Consider the following 23,041-nt stretch of genomic DNA (forward strand, 5'->3'; position numbering starts at 1 on the left):
TTAAGGCCATCGTTGTCTCCCGAGCTCGACCCCCGAGCACCGTCCTCGCGGTCCGGACCGTTTTTCGTTCTGGCCCCGAAACGCCGGGTATGGACGAACGCGCCGCACTGGCGCTGTTGGAGGGGGAACTCGACCCGGTCGGCGACGACGCGGCCGTCGTCGACGGGCTGGTCGTGACGACCGACATGCTCCACGAGCGGACGGACTTTCCGCCGGGGACGAGCCGCTACACGGCCGGCTGGCGGTCGGTCGGCGCCTCGCTGTCGGACGTCGCCGCGATGGGGGCTTCGGCGACGGCTGCGGTCGCCGCCTACGCGGCCCCTGAGTTCGTCGCGGACGAACTGCTCGCGTTCGTTCGGGGCGCACGCGACGTCTGCGAGCTCGTCGACGGGGAGTACGTCGGCGGCGACCTCGACGGCCACGACGAGTTCACCGTTGCGACGACCGCGATCGGGCGGACCGACGACCCCGTCCCGCGAAGCGGCGCTCGACCCGGTGACGCGGTCTGTGTCACCGGCACGCTCGGGCGGAGCGCAGCCGCCCTCGAGCTGTTTCGCCGGGGTGAACGCGAGGACGACCCGGACGCCCGCGAGCGCGCGAACGAGCTGTTCCGGTTCGAACCGCGGGTTACGGCCGGTCGGGCGCTGGCTCCGCACGCGACGGCGATGATGGATTCGAGCGACGGCCTCGCGCGGTCGCTCCACCAGCTCGCCGAGGCCAGCGACTGCGGGTTCGCGGTCGACGGCGAGACGATTCCGATCGACGACGCCGTGCGATCGGTCGCGGAGAGCGAACGGGCGGCCCTCGAGCGCGCGACGACGTTCGGCGAGGACTTCGAGCTGGTCGCGACAATTCCCGAAGAGGTACTCGAGGCCGTTCGCGACGCGGTCGACGTTCCACTCGCGAGGGTCGGAACCGTTCTCGAGAGCGGTGAGGGAATCAGTCTCGACGGCGAGCCGCTCGCGGATCGAGGCTACACCCACGGCGAGGACTGATCACTGAACGACGGCGATCGGAACCGGCATGAAACACAGCAGGCCGAGCCCGAAGGTGACGACGCCGAGCAGGAATCGACCGGTCCCGAGCCGTTCGTCCCGAACCGGGCGTGCCGGGCCGACCGAGGCCAGCACCGCGGTGAAGATCCCCCAGAACACCCAGATGAACACCGAGTTGCCGCTGTGGCCGCTCACGTAGTAGAGGTACGCAGCGAGTCCGAACAGCGCGCCGGGAACCAGCGCCGCGATCGTCTCCTGGAGGTTTCCGGTCATCGCCCGGAGGATGTGGCCGCCGTCGAGCTGACCGACCGGGATGAGGTTGAGAAAGGTGACGAACATCCCGACCCAGCCGCCGATGACGACGGGATTGACCGCCGTGGCGGGATCGTCCCGGTACAGCGGCTGATCGAAGAGGACGGCGAGCCACTCGAGCAACAGCGGGTAGCCGAGGTCGATCTGGATCGCGTTCGGGTCCGCGACGACGTCCTCGGGTGCGGTAACGGGAGGCATGTGGAGCCCGACGATCGTGACGACGACCGTCGCGATCAGCCCCGCCAGGGGACCGGCGACGCCGATGTCGAACAGCGCCTTCCGGTCGGGCATTCGCCCCTTCATTTTGATCACCGCGCCCATCGTCCCGATCAGCGTCGGCACCGGGATAAAGTAGGGCAGGGAGGCGTCGACCCCGTGGTAGCGGCTCAACACGTAGTGGCCCATCTCGTGGACGCCGAGAACGCCCAGAATTGCGACCATGAACGGCCAGGCCTCCCACATCGCCAGCGGATTCGCGAACGGATCGATGTGATACCACATCGAGCCCGCGAACAGCGTCGAGACGACGGTTGCGAGCAACAGAATGACGTTCGTCCAGGGGATCCCGTCGATCCCGATAGACCGGGGCTCGGCGACGAGGGCGTACTCGCCGTGACGCCGCGTCAGCTCGACGTCGTACCCCTCCTCGCGAAAGACGGGCCACAGCTCCCGCATCAGCGGTTCGGGGGCGACCAGCGGATCACCGTAGTAGACGAGCTGGTCGTCCTCTCGTCGGGTTTCGTAGACCGCGAACACCGACTCGACGCGCTCGAGCGGTGGTCCGCCCTCCGGGGGCGAGCTCCGGTTGCCCGCCGTCCCGTAGTCGGACGAATCGACGTCGTCCATCGTCCGAAGTCAGCGGTTGCTCGTATAAATTGCCTTCCCTAGGCGACGGCGATCGCTCTCGAAGAAGTGAGTGAGCCCGCGTGCCGAGACAGTCAGTCGGACGCGGGCGAGACCGCAATCGTTCGATCAGGGGGGAGACCGCGCCGGATGGCGTCCGTGGCGCGCCGGCGCGGGTGAGCGTCGTTCGTTGCGTAGACGACAGCTCAGGCGGACTGCACGCGCCAGGTCGTCGCGCTCGTGTACGACCACTTCTCGACCTCGAGGTCGCCGTCCGAATCCGAGAGTTTGACCATCAGCGCGCCGATCTCCTTCGGGGACATGCCGACGTCGTCGGAGATGAACTTCCCCTTGAAGTACAGCTCGCCGTCTTCGACCTGTTCGCGCAGGTAGTTCTTTAGCCGCCGTTCTTTGCTTTCCGTGGAGGATTGGGCTGTCGTGCTCATCGACAACACTCTCTTGCAGCCAGTATATGTTATAAAGTAAGGACGTTTAGCGAGTTTTTGGTTGCATTTAGCGTACAGTCGAATAATAGGTTCTTTATCGCCGCCGTCGAGACGCTTCACGACGGCACGAAAGGTATTTAGATGTTTTATACTCCCCTCTAACGTATTATTCTCTTCTGAACCATAGAATAATACGAAATATCAATTTAATATACTGTTTCAGTAGAGCTTGCAGTGTCATGCCGGCCAACGATGCTCGAGGTATCCTACCTGCCATAGCAGGGCCGTAAACGTCCCCTCACCCGAGCCCCGAACTCGAGAATCCGCCGGAACGAGGGCTATGACTGCTCGTGAACCCAGAACTCGTCCTCGACGGTGACTTCCTTCTTGAACAGTGGCACCTCGTCTTTGAGTCGGTTGATCCCGTCCTCGACCGTTCGGAACGCCTCCTCGCGGTGGCCCGCGAGGACGACGACGAAGACGATATCCTCGCCGTCGGCGACGACACCGGTTCGGTGGTAGAGTTCGACGTCCAGTACACCTTCCCGGGACTCGAGGTCCGTCTCGAGGGCAGCCATCCGCTCCTCGGCGACGCCCTCGTACTTCTCGAACTCGAGGTACTCGGTTCGCGCGTCGTCGGCGCCGTCCTTCGCGCGCACCCGTCCGGTGAACGTCGCGATCGCACCCGCACGATCGGCCCGGGGCGAGCGCTTGACCCGCGCGACGAGCGACTCGAGGGTCTCGTAGTGCTCTTCGGCCTCGAGTGTCTCGACCAGTGAATCCTCCTCGAGGTCGCCAGGACCGGAGACGGTCGCGAGGACGTTTTCGACGTCGTCGGACGACTCTCCGACGACGAGCGTCGGGTACCGAAGTCGAGGGACGCCGACGACGACGGCGTACTCGCAGTCGGTCGAGAGCGCCGTTAGCGCGTCCGCGACCGACATCCCCGTTCCCGAGGCGGTCCAGTCGCCGTCGGCACCGAGCGCGTAGGTGACGTCGCCGCCGATCGTCAGCGACTCCTGGGTGCCGTCGGCGATCGTCGCGTCGTACCGGACGACGCCGACGCGTCCCTCCCGGGAGAGCCGATCGACGACCCGGTCGACGACGCGCTCGAGTCGCTCCTCGCTCGTACCACGGTTCAGACAGCCGAGTACGTACATGTCGGAGGATTGGTTCGGTTCCGGTTTGTAGCTGTCGACGGGGAGCGGTCTTTGGTCCCGCGACCCGTAGACGAGGGTATGGCCAGTCGAATCGGCTTCATCGGCGACGTCATGCTCGGCCGCGTCGTCGACGACCGTCAGCGGCACCGCCCCGTCGACGCGGTGTGGGGGACTGCCTTCGAGGATCTCCGCGAGCTCGACGGGCTGGTCATCAACCTCGAGTGCGTCCTGTCGACGCGAGGTCGGCAGTGGCGGCGCACGCACCGCCCGTTTCACTTCCGCGCGGATCCCGACTGGGCCGTGCCCGCCCTCGAGCGGGCCGGCGTCGACGTCTGCGCGCTGGCGAACAACCACGTCCTCGACTACGAGGCGGTCGCGCTGCGGGACACCCTGAACCACTTGGACGAGGCCGAAATCGCCCGCACGGGTGCGGGCGAGACCCTCGATGAGGCCCTCGAGCCTGCCGTCGTCTCGATCGGGGGAGTTAGGATCGCGGTTATCGCCCTCACCGACAACACGCCCGAGTACGCGGCCGAGGACTCCTCGGCGGGAACGGCCTGGATCGAGATCGACCGCGAGAACCCGGAGACGAGACGACGCGTCCGCGACGCCCTCGAGCGCGCTCGCGGGGCGGATCCCGACCTGCTGGTCGCCTCCCTCCACTGGGGGCCGAACATGGTCGAGGAGCCGCCCGCGTCGTTTCGGGAGTTCGGTCGCTGGCTGGTCGAGGCGGGCGTCGACGTCGTCCACGGCCACAGCGCCCACGTCTTCCAGGGGGTCGAGGTCCACGAGGGACGGCCGATCCTCTACGATACGGGCGATTTCGTCGACGACTACGCGGTCGATCCCGAGCTTCGCAACGATCGGAGTTTCCTGTTCGTGCTGCGGACGAGCGACGACGGGGAGTTGCTGAAGCTGCGCCTCCAGCCGACCGAGATCGACGACTGTGCAGTCCACGAGGCGAGTCCCGACGCGGCCGACTGGTCCCGCGAGCGTATGCGGGAGCTGTCGGCCCCGTTCGGAACCGTCTTCGAGCGCGACGGCCCGGCGCTGGTCCTCTCGCTCGAGGACTGATCGACGGCTCGCGGGGTGATCGGCCGACTGTCACGAGAGCGCGTCACAGCCGCCGCGGAGTTGGCAATCCTTAAGATAGCGACTCCGCTACACCGCGTTAGGATGAAAGTGGTCGTTTCTATCGGCGGGAGTGTCCTCGTCCCCGAGCCCGGGGCCGATCGGGTTTCCGAACACGCCGCGGTCATCGAGGACCTGGTCGCGGACGGCTGCCGGGTGGGGGCCGTCGTCGGGGGCGGCGGCGTCGCCCGCGAGTACATCGGCGCCGCCCGCGAACTGGGGGCCAACGAGATCGAGCTCGACAAGCTGGGGATCGACGTCACCCGGCTCAACGCGCGCCTGCTCATCGCCGCGCTCGGCGAGGACGCCGTCACGGCACCGGCGGAGGACTACGAGGCGGCCGGCGACGCGCTTCGCCGCGGCGACGTCTCCGTCATGGGCGGCGTCGCACCCGCACAGACGACCGACGCCGTCGGCGCCGCCCTCGCGGAGTACGTCGACGCGGACCTGCTCGTCTACGCCACGAGCGTCCCCGGCGTCTACAGCGACGACCCCAACGAGGTCGACGACGCGACGAAGTACGACGACCTCACCGCGACCGAGCTGGTCGACGTCATCGCCGGCCTCGAAATGAACGCCGGCGCCTCCGCACCGGTCGACCTGCTCGCAGCGAAGATCATCGAGCGCTCGGGGATGCGAACGATCGTCCTCGACGGAACCGACCCCGACCGCATCGCCCGCGCGGTCCGCCACGGCGACCACGAGGGAACCGACGTCGTTCCCGACGGCGTCGGCGAGGAGCCGACCTACTGGGCGAGTAACGAACGATGAGCGCGAACGAGGACGAGACGATCGACGGCGGCGAGCCGGACGCCGAGAGCCCCTACACCCTCCAGCGCGAGGACGGCGACGACGCTCGCCACGTCTTCTGGGCCGACGCGGTCGCCGACCGGGTGGAAGATCGCGATCCCACGGAGCCGATCGTGATCAAGGGCGGTATTTCGCCGTCGGGCGTCCCCCACCTGGGTAACGTCAACGAGGTGATGCGGGGGTACTACGTCGCCGAGGTGCTCCGCGAGCGCGGCCACGACGTCCGCCAGGTGTTTACCGCCGACGACCGCGACCCGCTTCGGAAGCTTCCGCGCACGCTCTGTGATCTCGAGGGGAACCTCGTCGATCTGGGCGAGGTCGACGCGGGCGCGCTCGGCCGGAACCTCGGCTCGCCGTACACCGACATTCCGGACCCGTTCGGCTGCTGTGACTCCTACGGCGCGCACTTCTCGGGGATCATCCAGGACAGCGCCGATGCGATGGACGTCCCGATCGACCTGGTCTCGACGACCGAACTCTACACCGACGGCGAGTTCGACGACGTCACCCGTCACGTCCTGGCCAACCAGGAGCGGGCCCGCGAGGTCCTCTCGCAGTACCAGGACAAGGTCGACGAGGACTACGTCCCGTTCAATCCGATCTGTGAGGAGTGTGGCAAGGTCACCGAGACGGTGACGAGCGTCGATTTGGAGAGCGATCCCGCGACCGTCGACTACCGCTGTACCGACATGGACGCCGGCGACCGCACCATCGAGGGCTGTGGCCACGAGGGAACCGCCACCATCCGCGAGGGGAAGATGCCCTGGCGCTTCGAGTGGCCCGGCCAGTGGCAGGCGCTGGGCGTCGACTTCGAACCCTTCGGCAAGGACCACGCCGAGGGCTCCTGGCCCAGCGGCCAGGACGTCGCGCGCAACGTCCTCGAGATCGACCCCCCGGTGCCGATGGTCTACGAGTGGTTCACCCTCGAGGGCGAGCCCTTCTCCTCCTCGGAGGGGAACGTCATCCTCGTCTCGGACGTCCTCGAGCTGCTCGAGCCCGAGGTGCTTCGCTACTTCTTCGCGAAGGACCCCTCGAAGGCGCGGGACTTCAGCATCGAACGCCTCGACCAGCTCGTCGACGAGTTCGACCGCTTCGAGGCGACGTACTTCGGCGAGGTCGACGCCAGCGAGGACGAGCAGGCGTTCGCGGAGCGGGTGTACCCACTCGTCGTGGAAGAGCCCCGCGAGGAGCGGATTCGGCTTCCCTACACCTTCGCCGCGGTACTCGGAATGTTCGACGACCCCGAGCTTCGCGAGGAGGTCGCCCGCAAGGAGGACCACATCCCCGAGGACGCTCCCGAGTGGGCCGTCGAGGGCGCCTTAGAGCGCGTCGAGCAGGCCCGCAACTGGGCACGTCGGACCGGCAACGAGTTCGACTACGAACTCAAGCGCAGCGAGATTCCGGAACACGACTTCGACTCTGCGACCGAGGCGGCCCTCGAGGAGCTCGCCGATTTCGTCGCGGAGGGCCACGGGCCCGACGAGATCCAGGGCGAGATCTACGAGACCGCAAAGCGCCACGACGTCGATATCGGCGACTTCTTCGGCGCCGGCTACCGGCTCTTTTTCGACGAGCAACAGGGACCGAAGCTCGGTCCGTTCCTCGACAAGGTCGACCGGGAGTTCGTCGTCGCGCGACTCCGTCGGGATCGCTAACAGGTTCTCTGCCCTCGCCCGGCGGGCTCCGGCCAACACAAACCATTTGAGAGCCCCACCCCGAACTACGGTAGATGCAATACGGCTCTCCCGCTTTCGTCTCGATGCCGGAACTTTTCGGTTCGACGACGCTGACGTGGGTGCTCGTCGGTCTCCTCGCCTACTGGTTCCTGGTCCTCTCGCTTCGCAACGCCGGACTGTTGCCCAGCTACGTCGGGACCCAAGGGCCGATCACGACGTTTCACACCAAGCGCGGCCGGGAGTTTCTGGACTGGCTTTCCGGACCGAAGCGGTTCTGGCGAGCGTGGGCCAACGTGGGGATCGGCATCGCGATCGTCGTCATGGTCGCGATGTTCGCGTTTCTGCTGTTCGCTGCGATCGCCGCGCTGTCGGCACCCCAGCCGACGTCGTCGGTCCAGCAGCCCCGGAACGTGTTGATCATCCCCGGCGTCAACGACTTCCTGCCGCTCTCGGCGACGCCGGGAATCGTCTTCGGACTGCTCGTCGGCCTGGTCGTCCACGAGGGCGGCCACGGCCTGCTCTGTCGCGTCGAGGACATCGAGATCGAGTCGATGGGCGTCGCGATGCTTGCGATTCTCCCGATCGGCGCCTTCGTCGAACCCGACCAGGAGAGCAGCAAGAAGGCCGACCGCGGAGCCCAGACCCGGATGTTCGCCGCCGGCGTCACCAACAACTTCGCGATCACGATCGTCGCGTTCGCCCTGCTTTTCGGACCCGTAGTCGGCTCGATTGCCGTCGCCCCCGGCGCCGCAGTCGGCGGGGTCGCCCCCGGCTCACCCGCTGCCGACGCCGGCCTCGAGCCAAACGATCGCATCACCGCGATAAACGGCGAGGAGATCGAGGACAACGATCACTTCCTCGAACTGCTCGAGACCGCCGAGGGCGAGAGCGTCGAACTCGAGCGAAACGACGAGGAGACCGTGACCGTCCAGCGGTCGCTGGTCGTGACTGCCGCCATCGACGGGAACCCGGCCGGCGTCGACACCGGCGAGTCGGTGTTCGCGGTCGACGGCGAACCGGTCGCGACCGAGGACGAGCTGCTCGAGGCTGCCGGCGACGACGAGATCGTTACGCTGACCGTCGGCGAGGACGGCGACACCGACCAGCGGGAGGTCCCGATCGGCGCGGCCGTTACGATCGTCGAGGACGGACCGCTCGCCGACGCCGGCGCCCCCGCCGGCGAGCAGATGGTTATCACCGAACTCGACGGCGATCGCACCCAGTCCGCGTCGGTGCTCCAGGATCGACTCGGCGAGACCGATCCCGGCGACGAGGTCACGGTCGCGGGCTACCTCGACGGCGAGCGCGTCGAGTACGAGATCACACTCGGCGATCGAAGCCAGGTCACCGGCGGCGGAACCGCGGGTTACCAGCCGGTCGAGGGCGTCTCCGGCATCTCGGCCGAGGCCCTCGGCGTCCAGCATTACCCCGCCGAGGCGTACCTCACCGTCCTCGGCGGCGACGGCGACGGCCAGGTCAGCCCGCTCGTTGACTCGTTCCTCGGGAAGATCGGCTTCGCGCTGTTCCTTCCGCTGGCGGGCTTTCTCGACGTCCTGCCGTTCAACTTCGCGGGCTTTACCGGCGGGGTCGAGAACTTCTATCAGGTCGAGGGCTCACTCTCGATGCTCGGCGACTGGACGGTGTTCGTCATCGCCAACCTGCTGTTCTGGACGGGCTGGATCAACGTTCAGCTCGGCTTTTTCAACTGCATTCCGGCGTTCCCGCTCGACGGCGGGCACATCCTCCGGACCAGTACGGAGGCAGTGATGTCGCGGCTGCCGATCGACGCCACCCGCGGGATGGTCCGGATGGTGACGACGACGGTCGGACTGGCGATGCTCGCCAGCTTCGTGTTGATGCTGTTCGGGCCGCAACTGCTGAACTGAGCGGCTACTTTCGATCGTCGACGGGCGTCGTTCTCCGGCGTCCTCCCGTTCGAGCGTGGTCGCGTTCGAACCGATTCGACAGCCCGTTGCGGTAGCTCTCGACGGCTATCGGATTCGCACAAAGCGAGTCAGAGGAAACGTCGGACCCTCGAGAGCGACGGGACGGCTACTCCTCCTCGTCGATCCCGTGGCGCTCGTAGAACTCCGGAGGCGTCTCCTCGATGCGCTCGAAGTCGGCGTCGAAGTAGTGTTCGTGGTGGCGAACGACCTGCTCGACGATCCAGGCGCTGAACTCCTCGTTGAAGCGCCACTCTCCCTCGATCTCGGGGATTTCGAAGCGTTCGTCCGTCGAAAAGGCCGCGTAGACGTGGAAGAACCCGAGGATGACGTCGGCGAAATCGTGAGCCTTCTCGGCGCCGCTCTCCCGGCGGTCGGCGAGCTCCTCGTGGCCGTCGTCGGTCAGCTCGAAGTACTTCCGATCGGGTTCGTCCTCGCGTTCGATCCGCTCGGCCCACCCCTTCTCCTCGAACTTGTAGAGGATCGGGTACACCGAGCCGTAGGACGGTTCCCAGTGGCCGCCGCTGATGTCGCGGATCTCCTTGAGAATCTCGTAGCCGTACCGGGGTTTCTCCTCGAGCAGTTCGAGGACGAGATACGCGATCACTCCCTTCGGCGGTCCACTCTTCCGCATGTGAGTCGAGATTTTGACGGATGTACGTAAAGGGTTTCGGTCACCCCATTCGCGAGCAGTGCATCGAGTTCTCGAGGATCGAGTGATCCGTCGGTTGCCGTCGTCGGTGATCCGAATCGTCCCGTCGAGTTCCAGCAACCGGGGAGACGCCCCGTACCGAGTGTACTGTCGAGGGCGACTCAAAGACGAGCCGGATTCTCCCTACAACGAGAGATCGGCAAGCTCGTCGAAATCGATCGACGTCGGATGCCAAGGACTACTCCGCTCGGAGTTCGACGGCACCGGCCATCTCCTCCGGGTGCGTTTCACAGAGATACTGTTCGACCTCGTCGGTCGCCTCGGCGACGAGCGTCTCCGTCTCTCCCTCGTCCTCGAGAAACTCCGTGGCTGCGACGGGCTCGGAGCCGTCCCACAGTGCGAAGTTGTGGACGTCGCCGTCTCCATTAGTGAATCGGAACTCGTACTCGCGGCCCTCGTAGAGGACGATATCCGGGTTCTCCTCGTCCTCGATGGGGTCGGGCTCGATCCCGATCCAGCCGTCGGTGTCGGCCTCGAACTCGAGCGTCGAAACGTCCTCCCACTCGTCCTCGTCGTCCTCGGGCGGGTCGGGATCCTCCTCGTCGGCTTCGTCGGTGACGGTGTCGTCGGTTTCGTCCTGATCGGGCTCGCCCTCGCCGTCGCCCGTTCCTTCGGTGCAGCCGGCAGCGAGCGCGACTCCGGCGGTCGCGCCGACCAGCCGAAGCGTCGATCGGCGTGACCATGAGTTGGTTCGGGGCATCGGTCGGTGTTCGTTCTCGAGGCACCTGAAGTAGCGGCAGACATTCGCGGGGGTTCGATAATCGACCGGCAGCGCGAAACCCTGTCCTTCTTGACGACGCCGGCCTAAGCCGCGCGTATGGAACGACGACGACCGCCACAGACCGAAGAGGGCTGGTACGTGCTCCACGATTTCCGGTCGATCGACTGGGACGCCTGGCGGGACGCCCCCGAACGGCACCGCTCGAGCGCGCTCGAGGAGGGGGTCGACTACCTCTCGGCCGCCGAGGACGCCGTCGACGCCGAGGAGGGCGAGTCGGCGACGTTCGCGATGCTCGGCCACAAGGCCGATCTGCTGGTGCTCCACCTGCGGCCCACGCTTTCCGACATCGACGCGCTGGAGCGCGGGTTCGAACAGACCGCGCTCGCGGAGTACACCGAGCGTGCGGACTCCTATCTTTCGGTGACCGAGGTCTCGGGGTACATGTCCGAGGAGTTCTTCGAGGACGACGAGGAGGTCGAGGACACCGGGATGCGCCGGTATATCGAGACCCGGCTGAAGCCGACGATCCCAGAGGCCGAGTTCGTCAGCTTCTACCCGATGGACAAACGCCGCGGCGACGAGGACAACTGGTACGACCTGCCGTTCGACGAGCGGGCCGACCACCTCTCGAGTCACGGCGAGATCGGCAAGGAGTACGCGGGTCGGGTCACCCAGATCATCTCCGGCAGTATCGGCCTGGACGACTTCGAGTGGGGCGTGACGCTGTTCGCCGACGACCCGACCGACGTCAAGGACCTGCTCTACGAGATGCGGTTCGATCCCTCGACCTCCCGATTCGCGGAGTTCGGCCGGTTCCTCTCCGGACGGCGGTTCCCAGCCGAGCAGCTGGGAGCGTTCCTGGCGGGTGAGCCGATTCCACAGGACAAGACCGATCACGGCCACCACCACGGCGACTCCGCACATGGCGACTCGAGCGGCCATCACCACGGCGATTCCGACGGCTCCGACGGCCACCACGGCGGAGACGACGAGGACGAGGAATCGGTCCGCAGCGAACTCGAAGAGATGGGCGTCTACGCGGGCCAACCCCACGGCGAGGACGTCCACGCAGTCGTGCTCTACTCGGCGGCCGACCCCGAGGAGTTGTACGAGGAGGTCGACGGCCTACGGACGAACTTCGATCACTACGACACCCACGTCAAGACGGCCGTCTACGAACCCAGTGAACTCGCAGACGAGGAGAGCGAGACGGCGGTCGTCAGCCTCTGGGAGACCGAGCGTGCGGCCAACACCGCCGCCGGGTTCCTCGCCGACCTCCCCGATATCGTTCGGCAGGCGGGCGATGACAGCGACGACTCCTGGGGAACGATGGGGATGTTCTACGCGGTCAAGCCCGAACACCGCGAGGACTTCGTCGACACCTTCGAGGACGCCGGCGCCCTGCTCGCGGACATGGAGGGCCACCGCAAGACCGACCTGCTGGCCAATCTCGAGGACGAGAACGACATGTTCATCGCCAGCCGCTGGGACTCCCGCGAGGACGCAATGCAGTTCTTCCGCAGCGACGCCTTCGCCGACGCCGTCGAGTTCGGCCGGGACGTCCTCGAGAAGCGACCTCGACACGTCTTCCTGGCCTAGAAGGGATCCGACGGGCCGATTCCGTCGTAGAAGAGGTAGCCGGCGACCCCGGCCAGCCCGAGGGCGAGCGTGAGATAGGGCCAGTTGCCGGCGTCGTGGTCGGTCAGTGTGGCGTGTGCGACGATGACGACTGCGAAGCCGACGTTCGCGACCGCCATCGCGAGCAGGAACGAAACGGTCTCCATCGTTCGTAGGGTTCGGCGTCGGTCGGATAGCCGTTTCGGACCACCGTCCGTCGGCTCGTTCTCGCTCGAGCGGATCGAACTTTTTTCGGCGAGATTCCCGCAGTGCTCGGACCGTTACGCGTGACCTGACGGGAACTCGCCACGGGCGACGCTGTGATCGAATCGAGGTCGGTACAGAAGGGGTCCGATCGACCGATCGAAAGCGCGAGCGGCCCTCGTTCGAGTCGATCGTCCGGGATGCGGCGAAGCCGCACCCGAAGAGTACAGTTAGTCGAAGTCGTGATCCGGGTCGTCCTCGACTTTCCGTTTCATCGATTCGCGGCGGGACTTGGCGTCCCGACCCGTCGCCTCGAGCAGGAAGTCGTTTTTCGCGTCGACGGCCTCGCCTGCGGCCTCGAGCTCGTCGGGACCGAGCTCGGTCGGGTCGCGCTCGTAGAACTCGACGGCCAGCTTGTCCTTCTTGCCGGAGTATTCGACGGCGCCGACGACGATCTTCTCGAAGACGGGGTTGTCGGGCTCGGCGATCACGTACAGGTCGCTTCCCTTGAACTCCTCGGTGCCCGTAATCGGCCCGAAGTAGTCCTCGACGGTGGCCTCCATGTCGGGGATTCGCTCTTCGAGATACTCACCGCGGCGCATCTTGTACTCCTTCATGAATTGGTGATACACGGGGGAGTGTTTACCTCTTTTCATAGCCGCTGTCCGTGATCCCGCCGGCTCGGGCCGCGAGTACGGACGTTGCTCGAGCCGAGCGAACCGCGACGAAAACGGACGGGCGGAAAATCCGGAACTCGGCGGTCAGCGGTCGAGCTGTGCGCCGAGGTACCCCCTTCGGCAGTCGGGACAGATGTCGCCGGTTCGAAGGGAACTACGGTCGCTGCCCGCGGTAAAGCCACAGCGGGGGCAGTGCAGTTTCGCCTGCCCGTCGCCGCCCGGGATCCCTCCCTCGCTACCGGGTGTCGGCGCCTCGCTCGCTCGCTCGATGCCGCTACCCGAATCGACGTCGGGCCCCGCGTCGACCGCCGCGTTCTCCCCGCTTGTGGTCGGCGGACTGCCCGCCGTCGCCTCGGACACCGCCGGCTCCGACTCGGTCTCGACGTCGTTCGAGGGTCCGTCCGGCGCTTCGGCACCGGTGTCGAGCAAGATTGCGTCGTCCTCGAGCGGTTCGGACTCCCTGTCGGGCCAATCGTCGGGATCGTCGTCAGTCCCGCGCTCGACCGGCGGACCGACGTCGCTGGAGTCGGGCCACTCGCCGTACTCGCGGTCGGTCGGCGCCGTCCCGTCGTCCTCGAGGATCTCGCCGTCGTCGGTAACGGGGTCGCCGTTCTCGTCGGTCGGGAGCTCGAGTCCGGTGTCGGCGGTGTCGGCTCCGTCAGCACTCGAGCCCGTAGAGCCAAAACTGGTGGAGTCGGTTTCGGCGAACTCAGTCTCGGTGACGTCGCCCTCGGCGACTTCGGATCCGGGGGTTCCTCCCTCGGTTCCGGAAACGCCGTCCTCGGCCTCGGCCTCGGGCGACGACGGATGCCGTGCCGGCGCGGGCTCGCTTCCGGCGTCGTCGACATCGTCGGCATCGATAAACGTCGCGTCCGTTGCTCCCGGTTCGGCCGTGAATCCGCTCGCGTCGGCGCCGCCGGACTCGGTTGCCGGCGGCTCCGCCGATCGGGGTGTCGATTGCGGCTCGGGTTCGTCGGGTCGCGGGCCGGCGCCAGTCATCGAGATGCTCCGCACTTCGGTGTTCTCGCTGACGACGTGTTTGTCGCCGCAGCGAGCACACTCCTCGTACTCCCGGACGGTGACGACGACCTCACTCCCCCGCTCTTCGCGCTCGCGTTCGACGTCGACGTCTCCGTAGTCGTGACCGAGCAGCGAACATCGCAGGACCATTGTCTCACCGTATCGAGTCAGGCCATAAAAAACGTACTGCATGGGCGCTGTCGCGGCGCTGTCGGTCCGACTTGCCGATCGTTCGAGGACGGTAGCCGAACGACAAACGTCAAATCCCGGGTCGACCAATAGGCTGACGGATGAGAGCAAAGCGGGAGTACCGGAACCGAGCGGAGACCGAGGTGGCGGTACTCGACGCGCTCGTCGACCGGGCCGACGACGGGATGACCGTCTTCGAACTCCGCGCGGAGGCCGAAGTCGACATCGACGAACTCGAGGAGGCGCTGGCGACGCTCAAGGAGGACGGGCTGATCGACGTCGATGCGGAGACGAGCGAGACGGTGATCAAGCCCGACGAGCGCGTCGTTCCGGAGGTGCCGACCGACGACGCCGACGAGCAGTCGATCGGCGACTGGCTCCGCGAGCGGATGCCCTTCTGAATCGAAACGCCTGTGGGTGCCTGTCCCCTCTCGGTATCCATGAGCGTCATCGAGGCCATCCACACTGATCTCGGAGCCACGTTCGGCGATCGCGCCGGCCGAACGGTCGTCGAACACTACGGCCGCCCCGAGCGGGCCCACCGCGCGGTCAGAAACGGCGTCGGCCTGTTCGAGGCCGCCTACGGCGTCGTCGTCGTCGAGGGTGAGGACCGCCTCGAGTACGTCGACAACGTCGTCTCGAATCGGGTCCCGAGCGAGGACGAGCAGGGCTGTTACGCGCTCGTTCTCGGCCCCCAGGGCCGAATCGAGATCGAACTCTACGTCTACAACGCCGGCGAGCGGCTGCTCCTCTTTACCCCGCCCGCCCACGCCGACGACCTCGCCGAGGAGTGGTCCGAGAAGGTATTCATCCAGGACGTCGAGATCCGGGTCGCGACCGACGACTACGCCATCTTCGGCGTCCACGGCCCCCACGCGACCGAGAAGATCGCCAGCGTGCTCAACGGCGCCGCCTCACCCGACGAGCGCTACTCGTTCGTCCGCGGCTCGATGGGCGACGACGGCGTCAGCGTCGTCCGAACCGACGCGCTCACCGGCGAGGAGAGCTACGAGGTGATCTGTGCGGCCGACGCCGCCGAGGACGTCTACGACGTCCTGTTGAACCAGGGACTCAACGCCGCCCCCTTCGGTTACCGAACCTGGGACACCCTCTCGCTCGAGGCCGGCTCGCCGCTGTTCGAGACCGAACTCGAGGGGCAGATCCCGAACGTACTCGGCCTGCGAAACGCCTTGGACTTCGAGAAGGGCTGTTACGTCGGCCAGGAGGTCGTCTCCCGGGTCGAGAACCGCGGCCAGCCCAGCAAGCGCCTCGTCGGGCTGACCCTCGAGGGCGAGGCCGTTCCCGACGCCGGCGCCGCGGTCTTCGACGGCGACTCGTCGGTCGGCGAGGTGACCCGAGCCGATACGAGCCCGCTGCTCGAGGAGCCGATCGCGCTCGCGGTCGTCGAGTACGGGCTCGAGAGCGACGCGCTGACGGTCCGGGTCGGTGGCGAGGAGGTTCCCGCCGCGCGCACCAACCTCCCGTTCGTCGACGGATCGGACCGCTCGGACCGGTTGCCGGAGTACCAGTAGTATCGTCGTTTTCGGCCCGTACTGTTCTCAGTCCGTCCCTTCACAATGCGGTGGCGCGCGCTGTCGGCCGACCGAGCGGAAGCGAGGGCGGTCGATGACACTGTGCGAGGGATGAGCGAGGGAGCGACGCGAGCGAGCTTGGCGCGGAACCGAAGGTTCCGCGAACCATGCGAACGGGCACTCCGTGCCCGTGAGCAGGAATCGGCTGGGGAGGACGTGGAAATCACTGGTGCCAGAATAGCAGGATGGGTCGTTTTGCTCGTCCGTTCGAGAAGAAACGTCCTTCAGAGCAACGTCGGCTGATGCGGACTGAAACTGATCTGCTATGCCTGAACTGGCCGGGCACACGATAAAGGACGCCGACGGTGGCGTCGGGACCATGGACGAGAGCACCGACTTCGAGGAGCTGGCCTCGCGCGTCCGAACACAGTCCGAGGACGCCGCCGGTTCCGACACCGATCGCGTGACGATCCGCTCGCTCGACGAGCTCGACGCCGACGCGCTCGCCGAACTACTCGAGGCCGCCGAACCTAACGCCTCGGAACCGGGCTCGCTCGCCTTCGTCCTTTCGAGAGCGAACACGGACCTGTTGCTCGAGCGCGAGACCGACCTCGAGGGTGTCGAGGACCTCGAGACCGAACTCGGCCGCGAGATTCGGGTCGAGAAGGGGATGCCAGACGACACGATCCTGCTGCTGGATCCCGAGGCCGTCGACGGCGAGGAGCTGCTCGAGCCCGAGTCGATCGCCTGCGGGATCGTCGGCAGCGATCACTGAGGAGCCGTCGTCTCTGCAGCCGACTCCCCCTCCAGTACTATTCGTCGGCCCGTTGTCGTGGACCTATGCGATATCTCGAGATCACGGTGCCGGAGGGGCGACGCCAGGCCGTCCTGAACATCCTCGAGGACGAGGCGATCGAGTACGTCGTCAGCGACGAGACCAGCGGCAGGGGGTACACCGCCGTCGTTCGGTTCCCGCTCCCGACGCGGGCGGTCGAACCGGTGCTCGACCGACTGCGGCAGGCGGGGGTGAGCGACGACGCCCAGGTCGTCGTCATCGACGCCGAGACGGTCATCTCGGAGGAGTTTACGACCCTCCGGGACCAGTACAGCCAGGGCGGACAGCGAGGCGCGCGCACCTCGAGGCAGGTCCTTCGAACGAAGGCCGAGGAGTTCACGCCGCCGGTTTCGATCTACCTCATCATGCTGCTGATCAGTGCGGTTGTCGCCACCTCCGGACTGCTCGCGGACTCGCCCGCGGTCGTCGTCGGTTCGATGGTGATCGCGCCGCTGCTCGGCCCCGCCCTCGCCGCCAGCATCGGGATCGTCACCGGCGACGACGCCCTCAAGGCGACCGGGTTTCGGTACCAGGCTGTCGGCGTCGGGATCGTCGTCGCCGCCTCGATCGGCCTCGCGACTCTCGCGCGGCTGGCCGGCCTCGAGCCCGCGGGGGTCGACATCGTCGTCGCAACGGAGCTCGAGGAGCGCGTCTCGCCGAACCTGTTCTCGATCGCCGTCGCGCTGGGCGCCGGTGTGGCGGGCATCCTGAGTCTTACACGCGGGTTCTCGGAGGCAATCGTCGGCGTGATGATCGCCGCGGCGCTCATTCCGCCCGCCGCCGCGGTCGGCATCACGGCCGCCTGGGGGATGTACGGCGCGGCCCTGGGTGCGAGCGTGCTCGTCGCCGTCAACCTGCTCTCGATCAACCTCGCCGCGCTGGCCACGCTGTGGATCGCCGGCTACCGTCCGCAGGGGCTGTTCGAGGTCTCGCCGACCCGCGGACCGACCTACAGGTACGCGGCCGTCTTCGGGGTCGCGCTGCTGGTGCTCGCCGCGCCGCTCGCCGGGATCACGCTGCTGGATTTCCAGACCACCCAGCTCGAGTCCACCGCCGAGGACGACGTCGAGCGCGTCCTCGCAGAGCCCGAGTACGACGGGCTCGAGGCCGCCGGCGTCGAGGTCGAACTCGACGGCGACTACCCGTTCCAGTCGGTCGAACGGATCACCGTCACGATCACGGGACCCGAGCCGGGACCGGAGCCGGGGCTGGCCGATCGACTCCACGCGGAGCTCGGGCCGGACGACGGCCTCCTCCTCGAGGTCCAGTACGTCGTCGCCGAGGAGCGCGGCCCCGAAGAATGAGCCCGTTTTTCTGACCGTCCGGCGTCCGTGGCTACGTCGTTATCTCTATCGGCGGCGTTCCTTCGAGCATGGGAACTACCGGCAGATCGCCGGGTGAGGAATCGTTCGCACGGCTCCCGAGCGAGGACGTCGCGTCGCTCACGACGGACTTCGCCGGCGAGATCGTTCGGCCCGTCGATCCGGGCTACGACGACGCACGCGAGATCTGGAACGGGATGATCGACCGCTGTCCCGCACTCGTCGCGCGCTGTTCGGGCGTCGCCGACGTCGTCGCCGCCGTGAACTTCGCCCGCGAGCAGGGTCTCGAGGTCGCCGTTCGCGGCGGTGGCCACAACGTCGCCGGAACGGCGGTCAACGACGGCGGGCTCGTCGTCGATCTCTCCGAGATGACCGCCGTGCGGGTCGACCGTGAGACGGGAACCGTTCGGGCCGAGGGCGGGGCGACGCTGGGCGACGTCGACCGCGAGACACAGCTGTTCGGCCTCGCGACGGCCCTCGGCGCGGTCTCGCAGACGGGGATCGCGGGACTGACGCTCAACGGGGGGTACGGCCACTGCAGCCGCGAGTACGGGCTCGCGCTCGACAACCTGGTGGGCGTCGACGTCGTCACCGCCGACGGACGGGTTCGGACGGCGAGTCGCGAGCGGAACGCGGACCTGTTCTGGGGACTGCGCGGCGGCGGGGGTGCCCTCGGGATCGTCACCTCCTTCGAGTACGAACTCCACGAGGTCGGCCCCGAGGTGTACGCCTTTTTCCCCTGGTACCGCGCGGACGACGCGCCCGCCGTGATGGCACGCTACCGGGAGTGGATCGCCGACGCGCCGCGGGACGCGGGGGTCCTCGTCTTCACCGCTCACGTCCCCGACCTCGAGGAGTTTCCCGAGGCGGCGTGGGGTGAGTCCGCGATCGCAATGCTGGGGTCCTATCGCGGTGACGCGGACGCCGACGAGGTCTTCGGATCGCTGCTCGAGGCTGCGACCCCGCTGGTCGATCTCAGCGGCGAGATGGCCTACGTCGACCTGCAGTCGATGCTCGACGAAGACTACCCCGACGGGCTGCGCTACTACTGGAAGGCGATCTACCTCGAGGAGCTGGACGACGCGATCGTCGATCTCATGCTCGAGTACACCGAGGCCGCGCCGTCGGCGCTGTCGACGCTCGACCTCTGGCATCTCGACGGGGCGGTCGCCGACGTTCCCCGGGAGGAGACGGCGTTCTGGCACCGCGACAAGCCCCACATGCTCACCGTCGAGGCCAACTGGGAGGATCCCGAGCAGGACGACGCGAACCTCGAGTGGGCCCGCGGGGCTATCGCGGCGGCCGAGACGCTGCCGGTCGCTTCGGGGCGGTACGGGAACTTCCCGGGACTGGAGGCGGAGGCCGCGAAGCTGCGCTACGGCGGCAACTACGATCGGATGGTCGACCTCAAGACCGAGTACGATCCGGAGAACCTGTTCCGACTCCCGGGGAACGTTGCGCCTCGAGTCGACGACTGAGCAAAGGGGACCCGCCCGACCGCTACGACTCGAGCTCGCGATCCGACTCCCGGAGCTCGCGTTGCTCGACCGAGTGACCGGTCTCGACGTAGTGGCGGATCATCACCTCGTTGAGTTCGCCGTCGGCGTCGTCCTCGACGCGGCGGCTCCACTCACACACCTCGCAGTACGCGATTGGCACAGCCGGAGTTTCGAGTACGGGATCTTGAATTATCTGGTTCGATTCCGTGAATTACGGGAGCAGTCTCCCGGGATTCGAGGACCACCGTTAACTGCGGGCCCGCCGTACGACGCCCGATGCCAGACGCCGACGGTCGTCCGAACGTGTTGTTCGTACTCACCGACCAGGAGCGCTACGACTACTCCGCGCCCGACGGCCCGCCCGTCGAGACGCCCACCATAGATCGGCTCTCGAGCGAGGGGATGCGCTTCGAACGGGCCGTTACCCCGATCAGCATCTGCACGAGCGCCCGTTCCTCCCTGCTGACGGGGCTGTTCCCCCACGGCCACGGAATGCTGAACAACAGCCACGAGGCCGACGCGATCCGGGCGAACCTGCCGACGGAGCTACCGACGTTCTCCGAACTGCTCGCCGAATCCGGCTACGAACTCACCTACACGGGCAAGTGGCACGTCGGCGACGATCAGACCCCCGAGGACTTCGGCTTCTCGTATCTGGGAGGCAGCGACGTACACCACGACGACATCGACGAGGCGTTCCGCGAATACCGCGAGCAGCGAGGGACGCCCCTCGAGGGGACCGAACTCGAGGACGAGATCTACACCCGCGGCGGCGAGGAGTCGGGCACGTTCGTCGCCGCGACGACGCCCGTCGACGTCGAGGACACGCGAGCCTACTTCCTCGCCGAGCGGACGATCGACGCGATCGAGGCCCACGCCGAGGACGACCGCGAGGAGCCGTTCTTCCACCGGGCGGACTTCTACGGCCCGCACCACCCCTACGTCGTCCCCGAACCGTACGCCTCGATGTACGACCCCGAAGACGTCGAACGGCCCGACAGCTACGCCGAGACCTACGACGGGAAACCGCAGGTTCACGAGAACTTCCTGCACTATCGGGGCGTCGCCGACTTCGACTGGGATACCTGGGCGGAGGCGATCGCGAAGTACCGCGGGTTCGTGACGATGATCGACGACCAGCTCGAGCGGATCCTCGAAGCCCTCGAGGAACACGGACTCGAGGAGGAGACCGCGGTCGTCCACGCCTCGGATCACGGCGACTTCGTCGGGAGCCACCGCCAGTTCAACAAGGGACCGCTGATGTACGACGACACCTACCGGATCCCGCTGCAGGTGCGCTGGCCCGGCGTCGTCGACCCCGGCTCGGTCTGCGAGGATCCCGTTCACCTCCACGATCTGGCCGCGACCTTCCTCGAGATGGGCGGTCTCGAGGTTCCGGAGTCGTTCCACTCGCGAAGCCTCGTTTCCCTGCTCGAGGGCGAGGACTCCGAGGAGCGCCCCGACTCCGTCTTCGCGCAGTACCACGGCGACGAGTTCGGGCTCTACACCCAGCGGATGGTCAGAACGAGAGGGTACAAGTACGTCTACAACGGGCCCGATATCGACGAACTGTACGATCTCGAGGCCGATCCCGCGGAGCTGCAGAACCTGATCGACCACCCCGGCTACGGCGACGCCCGTCGGGAGATGCGAGACCGACTGGTCGACTGGATGGACCGAACCGACGACCCGAATCGGAAGTGGGTGCCGGACGTCCTCCGAGAACGGGACTGAGGCGGGATCCATCGCCCGACCCGGAAGCGTACGTTTACGGTCCCGAAGCGGGTAGCCACGTCCATGACCGACGGACCGATCGCGATGGAGGGGAACCGATGAGCCGATCCGGACGCGACGAACCGGACCCCGAGGAGCTCCGCGAGCGAGCCACCGAGGACGAGGCGATCGCCGACGCGCTCGAGGAGCTCGTCATCGAGCTGCGGGACGAACCGGTCAAAGAGAGCCGACTCGAGGGGTTGTTCGACGAGGCGACGACCAGCGATCCGAGGATCTGGAACACCGTCACCGCATTCATCGACGTCGAGGACGGCGACGCCGTCGTCACCGACGAATCCAAACTGGCGGCGGGGAAGTGGGCGCCCGAGATCGTCGACGACTGCGACACGATGGTGACGATCGATATCCAGCGCGGGCTGATGCCCGACGATTTCAAGTATCAGGTCGGCCGCGAGCTCCAGGATCGGATCACGGAGTTCCGCGAGGAGGCCGCGAGGAAACGACAGGAGGCCGACGAACTCGAGGGCGACGGGGAGTAGCGTTTTCGAGGCCTCCGTTCGGTGACCGATCGCGACAGAAATATGTCAGCTCGGATTGACGTCGACGTATGTCCGAGTTTATCACGCCGCCGCCGCTGGAGCGCGGCGACCGCGTCGCCGTCCTCGCGCCCTCGAGCGCCGGCGCGCGGGAGGCGCCCCACGTCTTCGAGCTGGGTCTCGAGCGACTGCGCGAGCGGTTCGACCTCGAGCCGGAGATCTACCCGACGGCTCGACAGGGGAACGACTTTCTCGCTGCCAACCCCCGCGCCAGGGCCGCGGACGTCCACGCCGCCTTCCGCGATCCCGACGTCAGCGGGATCGTCGCAACCATCGGCGGCAGCGACCAGCTGCGGATCCTGAAACACCTCGATCCGGACGTCCTCCGGGCCAGCCCGACCCGATTCTACGGGATGAGCGACAACACCGCCCTCCAGCTGCTGCTGTGGAACGCGGGCGTCGTCTCGTACAACGGCGCCCAGCTGATGAACGAACTCGCCGTTCCGGGCGAGCTACCCGCCTACACCGAGCGGTACTGTCGACGCGCGTTCTTCGAGGACGACCTCGGTCGGCTCGAGCCGGCGGCGGAGTGGACCGACGAGCCCTCGACGTGGTGGACCGATCCCTCGGCGATGGACTCGCCGCCGACCTACGAGCCGAACCCGGGACGACGCTGGGCGGGCGGGAGCGAGCCCGTCGAGGGTCGGACGTGGGGCGGCTGTCGCGCGATCGTCGAGTGGTTCCTGGCGACCGATCGGTTCGTGCCAGCACCGAGCGCCCTCGAGGGGGCGATCCTGTGTCTCGAGACCGCCGAATCGATCCCCGATCCCGAAACCGTCGGCGGGACCCTCATGTGTCTCGGCGAGCGCGGCCTGCTCGAGCGGTTCGACGGCGTCGCGATCGCTCGCCCGCCGACCCGGAGTTTCCTGAGGGAGCCGCCCCGCGAGCAACGGGAGGCCTACCGCGAGCGACTCTACGAGGAGATCGTCGAGCAGGTTCGGCGGTACAACCCGGACGCGCCCGTCCTGCTGGGTCTCGACTGGGGACACACGACCCCGATCGCGCCGCTACCGATCGGGGGTCGTCTGGAACTGGACCCGAGGTCGGAGACCGTCCGGTGTCGCTGA

General features: G+C 67.0%; 23 protein-coding genes. 14 read left to right on the forward strand and 9 right to left on the reverse strand.

The window, feature by feature from the left end; all coding sequences use genetic code 11:
- Window positions 1–89: 89 nt before the first annotated feature.
- Window positions 90–995, forward strand: coding sequence for a thiamine-phosphate kinase (gene thiL / locus QA609_RS14890; protein WP_278303397.1), 906 nt, complete (start codon window positions 90–92; stop codon window positions 993–995).
- Here thiL and QA609_RS14895 read toward each other — a convergent pair whose 3' ends face one another.
- From QA609_RS14895 to QA609_RS14905, 3 genes are all read right to left on the reverse strand, one after another.
- On the reverse strand, window positions 996–2,153 hold the full coding sequence (locus tag QA609_RS14895) for a site-2 protease family protein (RefSeq protein WP_278303398.1): 1,158 nt from the start codon (window positions 2,151–2,153) through the stop codon (window positions 996–998).
- A 203-nt stretch (window positions 2,154–2,356) separates the two neighbouring features.
- Window positions 2,357–2,602, reverse strand: coding sequence for a hypothetical protein (locus QA609_RS14900; RefSeq protein WP_278303399.1), 246 nt, complete (start codon window positions 2,600–2,602; stop codon window positions 2,357–2,359).
- Window positions 2,603–2,934: 332 nt separating this feature from the next.
- Window positions 2,935–3,756 (reverse strand): molybdopterin synthase, encoded by an 822-nt coding sequence (locus QA609_RS14905; protein WP_278303400.1) that lies wholly within the window; start codon window positions 3,754–3,756, stop codon window positions 2,935–2,937.
- A 78-nt stretch (window positions 3,757–3,834) separates the two neighbouring features.
- On the opposite strand from QA609_RS14905, the gene QA609_RS14910 reads away from it, so the two are divergent.
- The 4 genes from QA609_RS14910 (at window position 3,835) to QA609_RS14925 (ending at window position 9,259) form a co-directional block, all read left to right on the forward strand.
- Entirely contained in the window at window positions 3,835–4,830 is a 996-nt protein-coding gene (locus tag QA609_RS14910; RefSeq protein ID WP_278303401.1) for a CapA family protein, read from the forward strand.
- Window positions 4,831–4,932: 102 nt separating this feature from the next.
- Entirely contained in the window at window positions 4,933–5,658 is a 726-nt protein-coding gene (pyrH, locus tag QA609_RS14915) for a UMP kinase (RefSeq protein WP_278303402.1), read from the forward strand.
- Entirely contained in the window at window positions 5,655–7,352 is a 1,698-nt protein-coding gene (gene lysS, locus QA609_RS14920) for a lysine--tRNA ligase (RefSeq protein ID WP_278303403.1), read from the forward strand. The genes pyrH and lysS overlap by 4 nt, the downstream gene beginning before the upstream one ends.
- Window positions 7,353–7,426: 74 nt before the next feature.
- Window positions 7,427–9,259 carry a site-2 protease family protein gene (locus tag QA609_RS14925; RefSeq protein ID WP_278303404.1) on the forward strand — a complete coding sequence of 611 codons (1,833 nt, stop codon included), beginning with the start codon at window positions 7,427–7,429 and terminating at the stop codon, window positions 9,257–9,259.
- A 166-nt stretch (window positions 9,260–9,425) separates the two neighbouring features.
- Here the strand turns inward: QA609_RS14925 and QA609_RS14930 are convergent, their stop codons facing one another.
- Both QA609_RS14930 and QA609_RS14935 read right to left on the reverse strand, forming a co-directional pair.
- Window positions 9,426–9,950 carry a PadR family transcriptional regulator gene (locus QA609_RS14930; RefSeq protein WP_278303405.1) on the reverse strand — a complete coding sequence of 175 codons (525 nt, stop codon included), beginning with the start codon at window positions 9,948–9,950 and terminating at the stop codon, window positions 9,426–9,428.
- Between the two features lie 256 nt (window positions 9,951–10,206).
- Window positions 10,207–10,728: a hypothetical protein gene (locus QA609_RS14935; RefSeq protein WP_278303406.1), complete on the reverse strand. Its 522-nt coding sequence runs from the start codon at window positions 10,726–10,728 to the stop codon at window positions 10,207–10,209.
- A gap of 117 nt (window positions 10,729–10,845) precedes the next feature.
- Between QA609_RS14935 and QA609_RS14940 the strand changes: the two genes are divergently transcribed.
- Window positions 10,846–12,348: a heme-binding protein gene (locus QA609_RS14940; RefSeq protein ID WP_278303407.1), complete on the forward strand. Its 1,503-nt coding sequence runs from the start codon at window positions 10,846–10,848 to the stop codon at window positions 12,346–12,348.
- Here the strand turns inward: QA609_RS14940 and QA609_RS14945 are convergent.
- The 3 genes from QA609_RS14945 to QA609_RS14955 all read right to left on the reverse strand — a co-directional run bounded on the left by QA609_RS14945 (window position 12,345) and on the right by QA609_RS14955 (window position 14,417).
- Window positions 12,345–12,533, reverse strand: coding sequence for a hypothetical protein (locus QA609_RS14945; protein WP_278303408.1), 189 nt, complete (start codon window positions 12,531–12,533; stop codon window positions 12,345–12,347). The genes QA609_RS14940 and QA609_RS14945 overlap by 4 nt on opposite strands.
- Before the next feature lie 267 nt (window positions 12,534–12,800).
- On the reverse strand, window positions 12,801–13,187 hold the full coding sequence (locus QA609_RS14950; RefSeq protein ID WP_278303409.1) for a DUF5611 family protein: 387 nt from the start codon (window positions 13,185–13,187) through the stop codon (window positions 12,801–12,803).
- 144 nt (window positions 13,188–13,331) lie between these two features.
- Window positions 13,332–14,417, reverse strand: coding sequence for a hypothetical protein (locus tag QA609_RS14955; RefSeq protein WP_278303410.1), 1,086 nt, complete (start codon window positions 14,415–14,417; stop codon window positions 13,332–13,334).
- A 140-nt stretch (window positions 14,418–14,557) separates the two neighbouring features.
- On the opposite strand from QA609_RS14955, the gene QA609_RS14960 reads away from it, so the two are divergent.
- From QA609_RS14960 to QA609_RS14980, 5 genes are all read left to right on the forward strand, one after another.
- Window positions 14,558–14,857: a DUF6432 family protein gene (locus tag QA609_RS14960; protein ID WP_278303411.1), complete on the forward strand. Its 300-nt coding sequence runs from the start codon at window positions 14,558–14,560 to the stop codon at window positions 14,855–14,857.
- Window positions 14,858–14,896: 39 nt separating this feature from the next.
- Complete coding sequence (locus QA609_RS14965; RefSeq protein WP_278303412.1) at window positions 14,897–15,988, forward strand: aminomethyltransferase family protein; 1,092 nt, start codon at window positions 14,897–14,899, stop codon at window positions 15,986–15,988.
- A gap of 325 nt (window positions 15,989–16,313) precedes the next feature.
- The gene (locus tag QA609_RS14970; protein ID WP_278303413.1) at window positions 16,314–16,763 is read left to right on the forward strand and encodes a hypothetical protein; all 450 of its coding nucleotides are present in this window, start codon (window positions 16,314–16,316) and stop codon (window positions 16,761–16,763) included.
- A 65-nt stretch (window positions 16,764–16,828) separates the two neighbouring features.
- On the forward strand, window positions 16,829–18,127 hold the full coding sequence (locus QA609_RS14975) for a TIGR00341 family protein (protein ID WP_278303414.1): 1,299 nt from the start codon (window positions 16,829–16,831) through the stop codon (window positions 18,125–18,127).
- A gap of 68 nt (window positions 18,128–18,195) precedes the next feature.
- Window positions 18,196–19,623, forward strand: coding sequence for an FAD-binding oxidoreductase (locus QA609_RS14980; protein ID WP_278303415.1), 1,428 nt, complete (start codon window positions 18,196–18,198; stop codon window positions 19,621–19,623).
- 22 nt (window positions 19,624–19,645) lie between these two features.
- Here QA609_RS14980 and QA609_RS14985 read toward each other — a convergent pair whose 3' ends face one another.
- A complete protein-coding gene (locus QA609_RS14985) occupies window positions 19,646–19,804 on the reverse strand; it encodes a hypothetical protein (RefSeq protein ID WP_278303416.1) in 159 nt (52 codons plus the stop codon).
- 116 nt (window positions 19,805–19,920) lie between these two features.
- Here QA609_RS14985 and QA609_RS14990 point away from each other — a divergent pair, with 116 nt between their 5' ends.
- From QA609_RS14990 to QA609_RS15000, 3 genes are all read left to right on the forward strand, one after another.
- On the forward strand, window positions 19,921–21,378 hold the full coding sequence (locus QA609_RS14990; protein WP_278303417.1) for a sulfatase-like hydrolase/transferase: 1,458 nt from the start codon (window positions 19,921–19,923) through the stop codon (window positions 21,376–21,378).
- A gap of 98 nt (window positions 21,379–21,476) precedes the next feature.
- Window positions 21,477–21,917, forward strand: coding sequence for a hypothetical protein (locus QA609_RS14995; protein WP_278303418.1), 441 nt, complete (start codon window positions 21,477–21,479; stop codon window positions 21,915–21,917).
- Window positions 21,918–21,985: 68 nt separating this feature from the next.
- Window positions 21,986–23,041 carry a S66 peptidase family protein gene (locus QA609_RS15000; protein WP_278303419.1) on the forward strand — a complete coding sequence of 352 codons (1,056 nt, stop codon included), beginning with the start codon at window positions 21,986–21,988 and terminating at the stop codon, window positions 23,039–23,041.

Origin of the sequence: Natronococcus sp. A-GB7 (assembly GCF_029688865.1) — an archaeon.
GTDB lineage: Archaea > Halobacteriota > Halobacteria > Halobacteriales > Natrialbaceae > Natronococcus.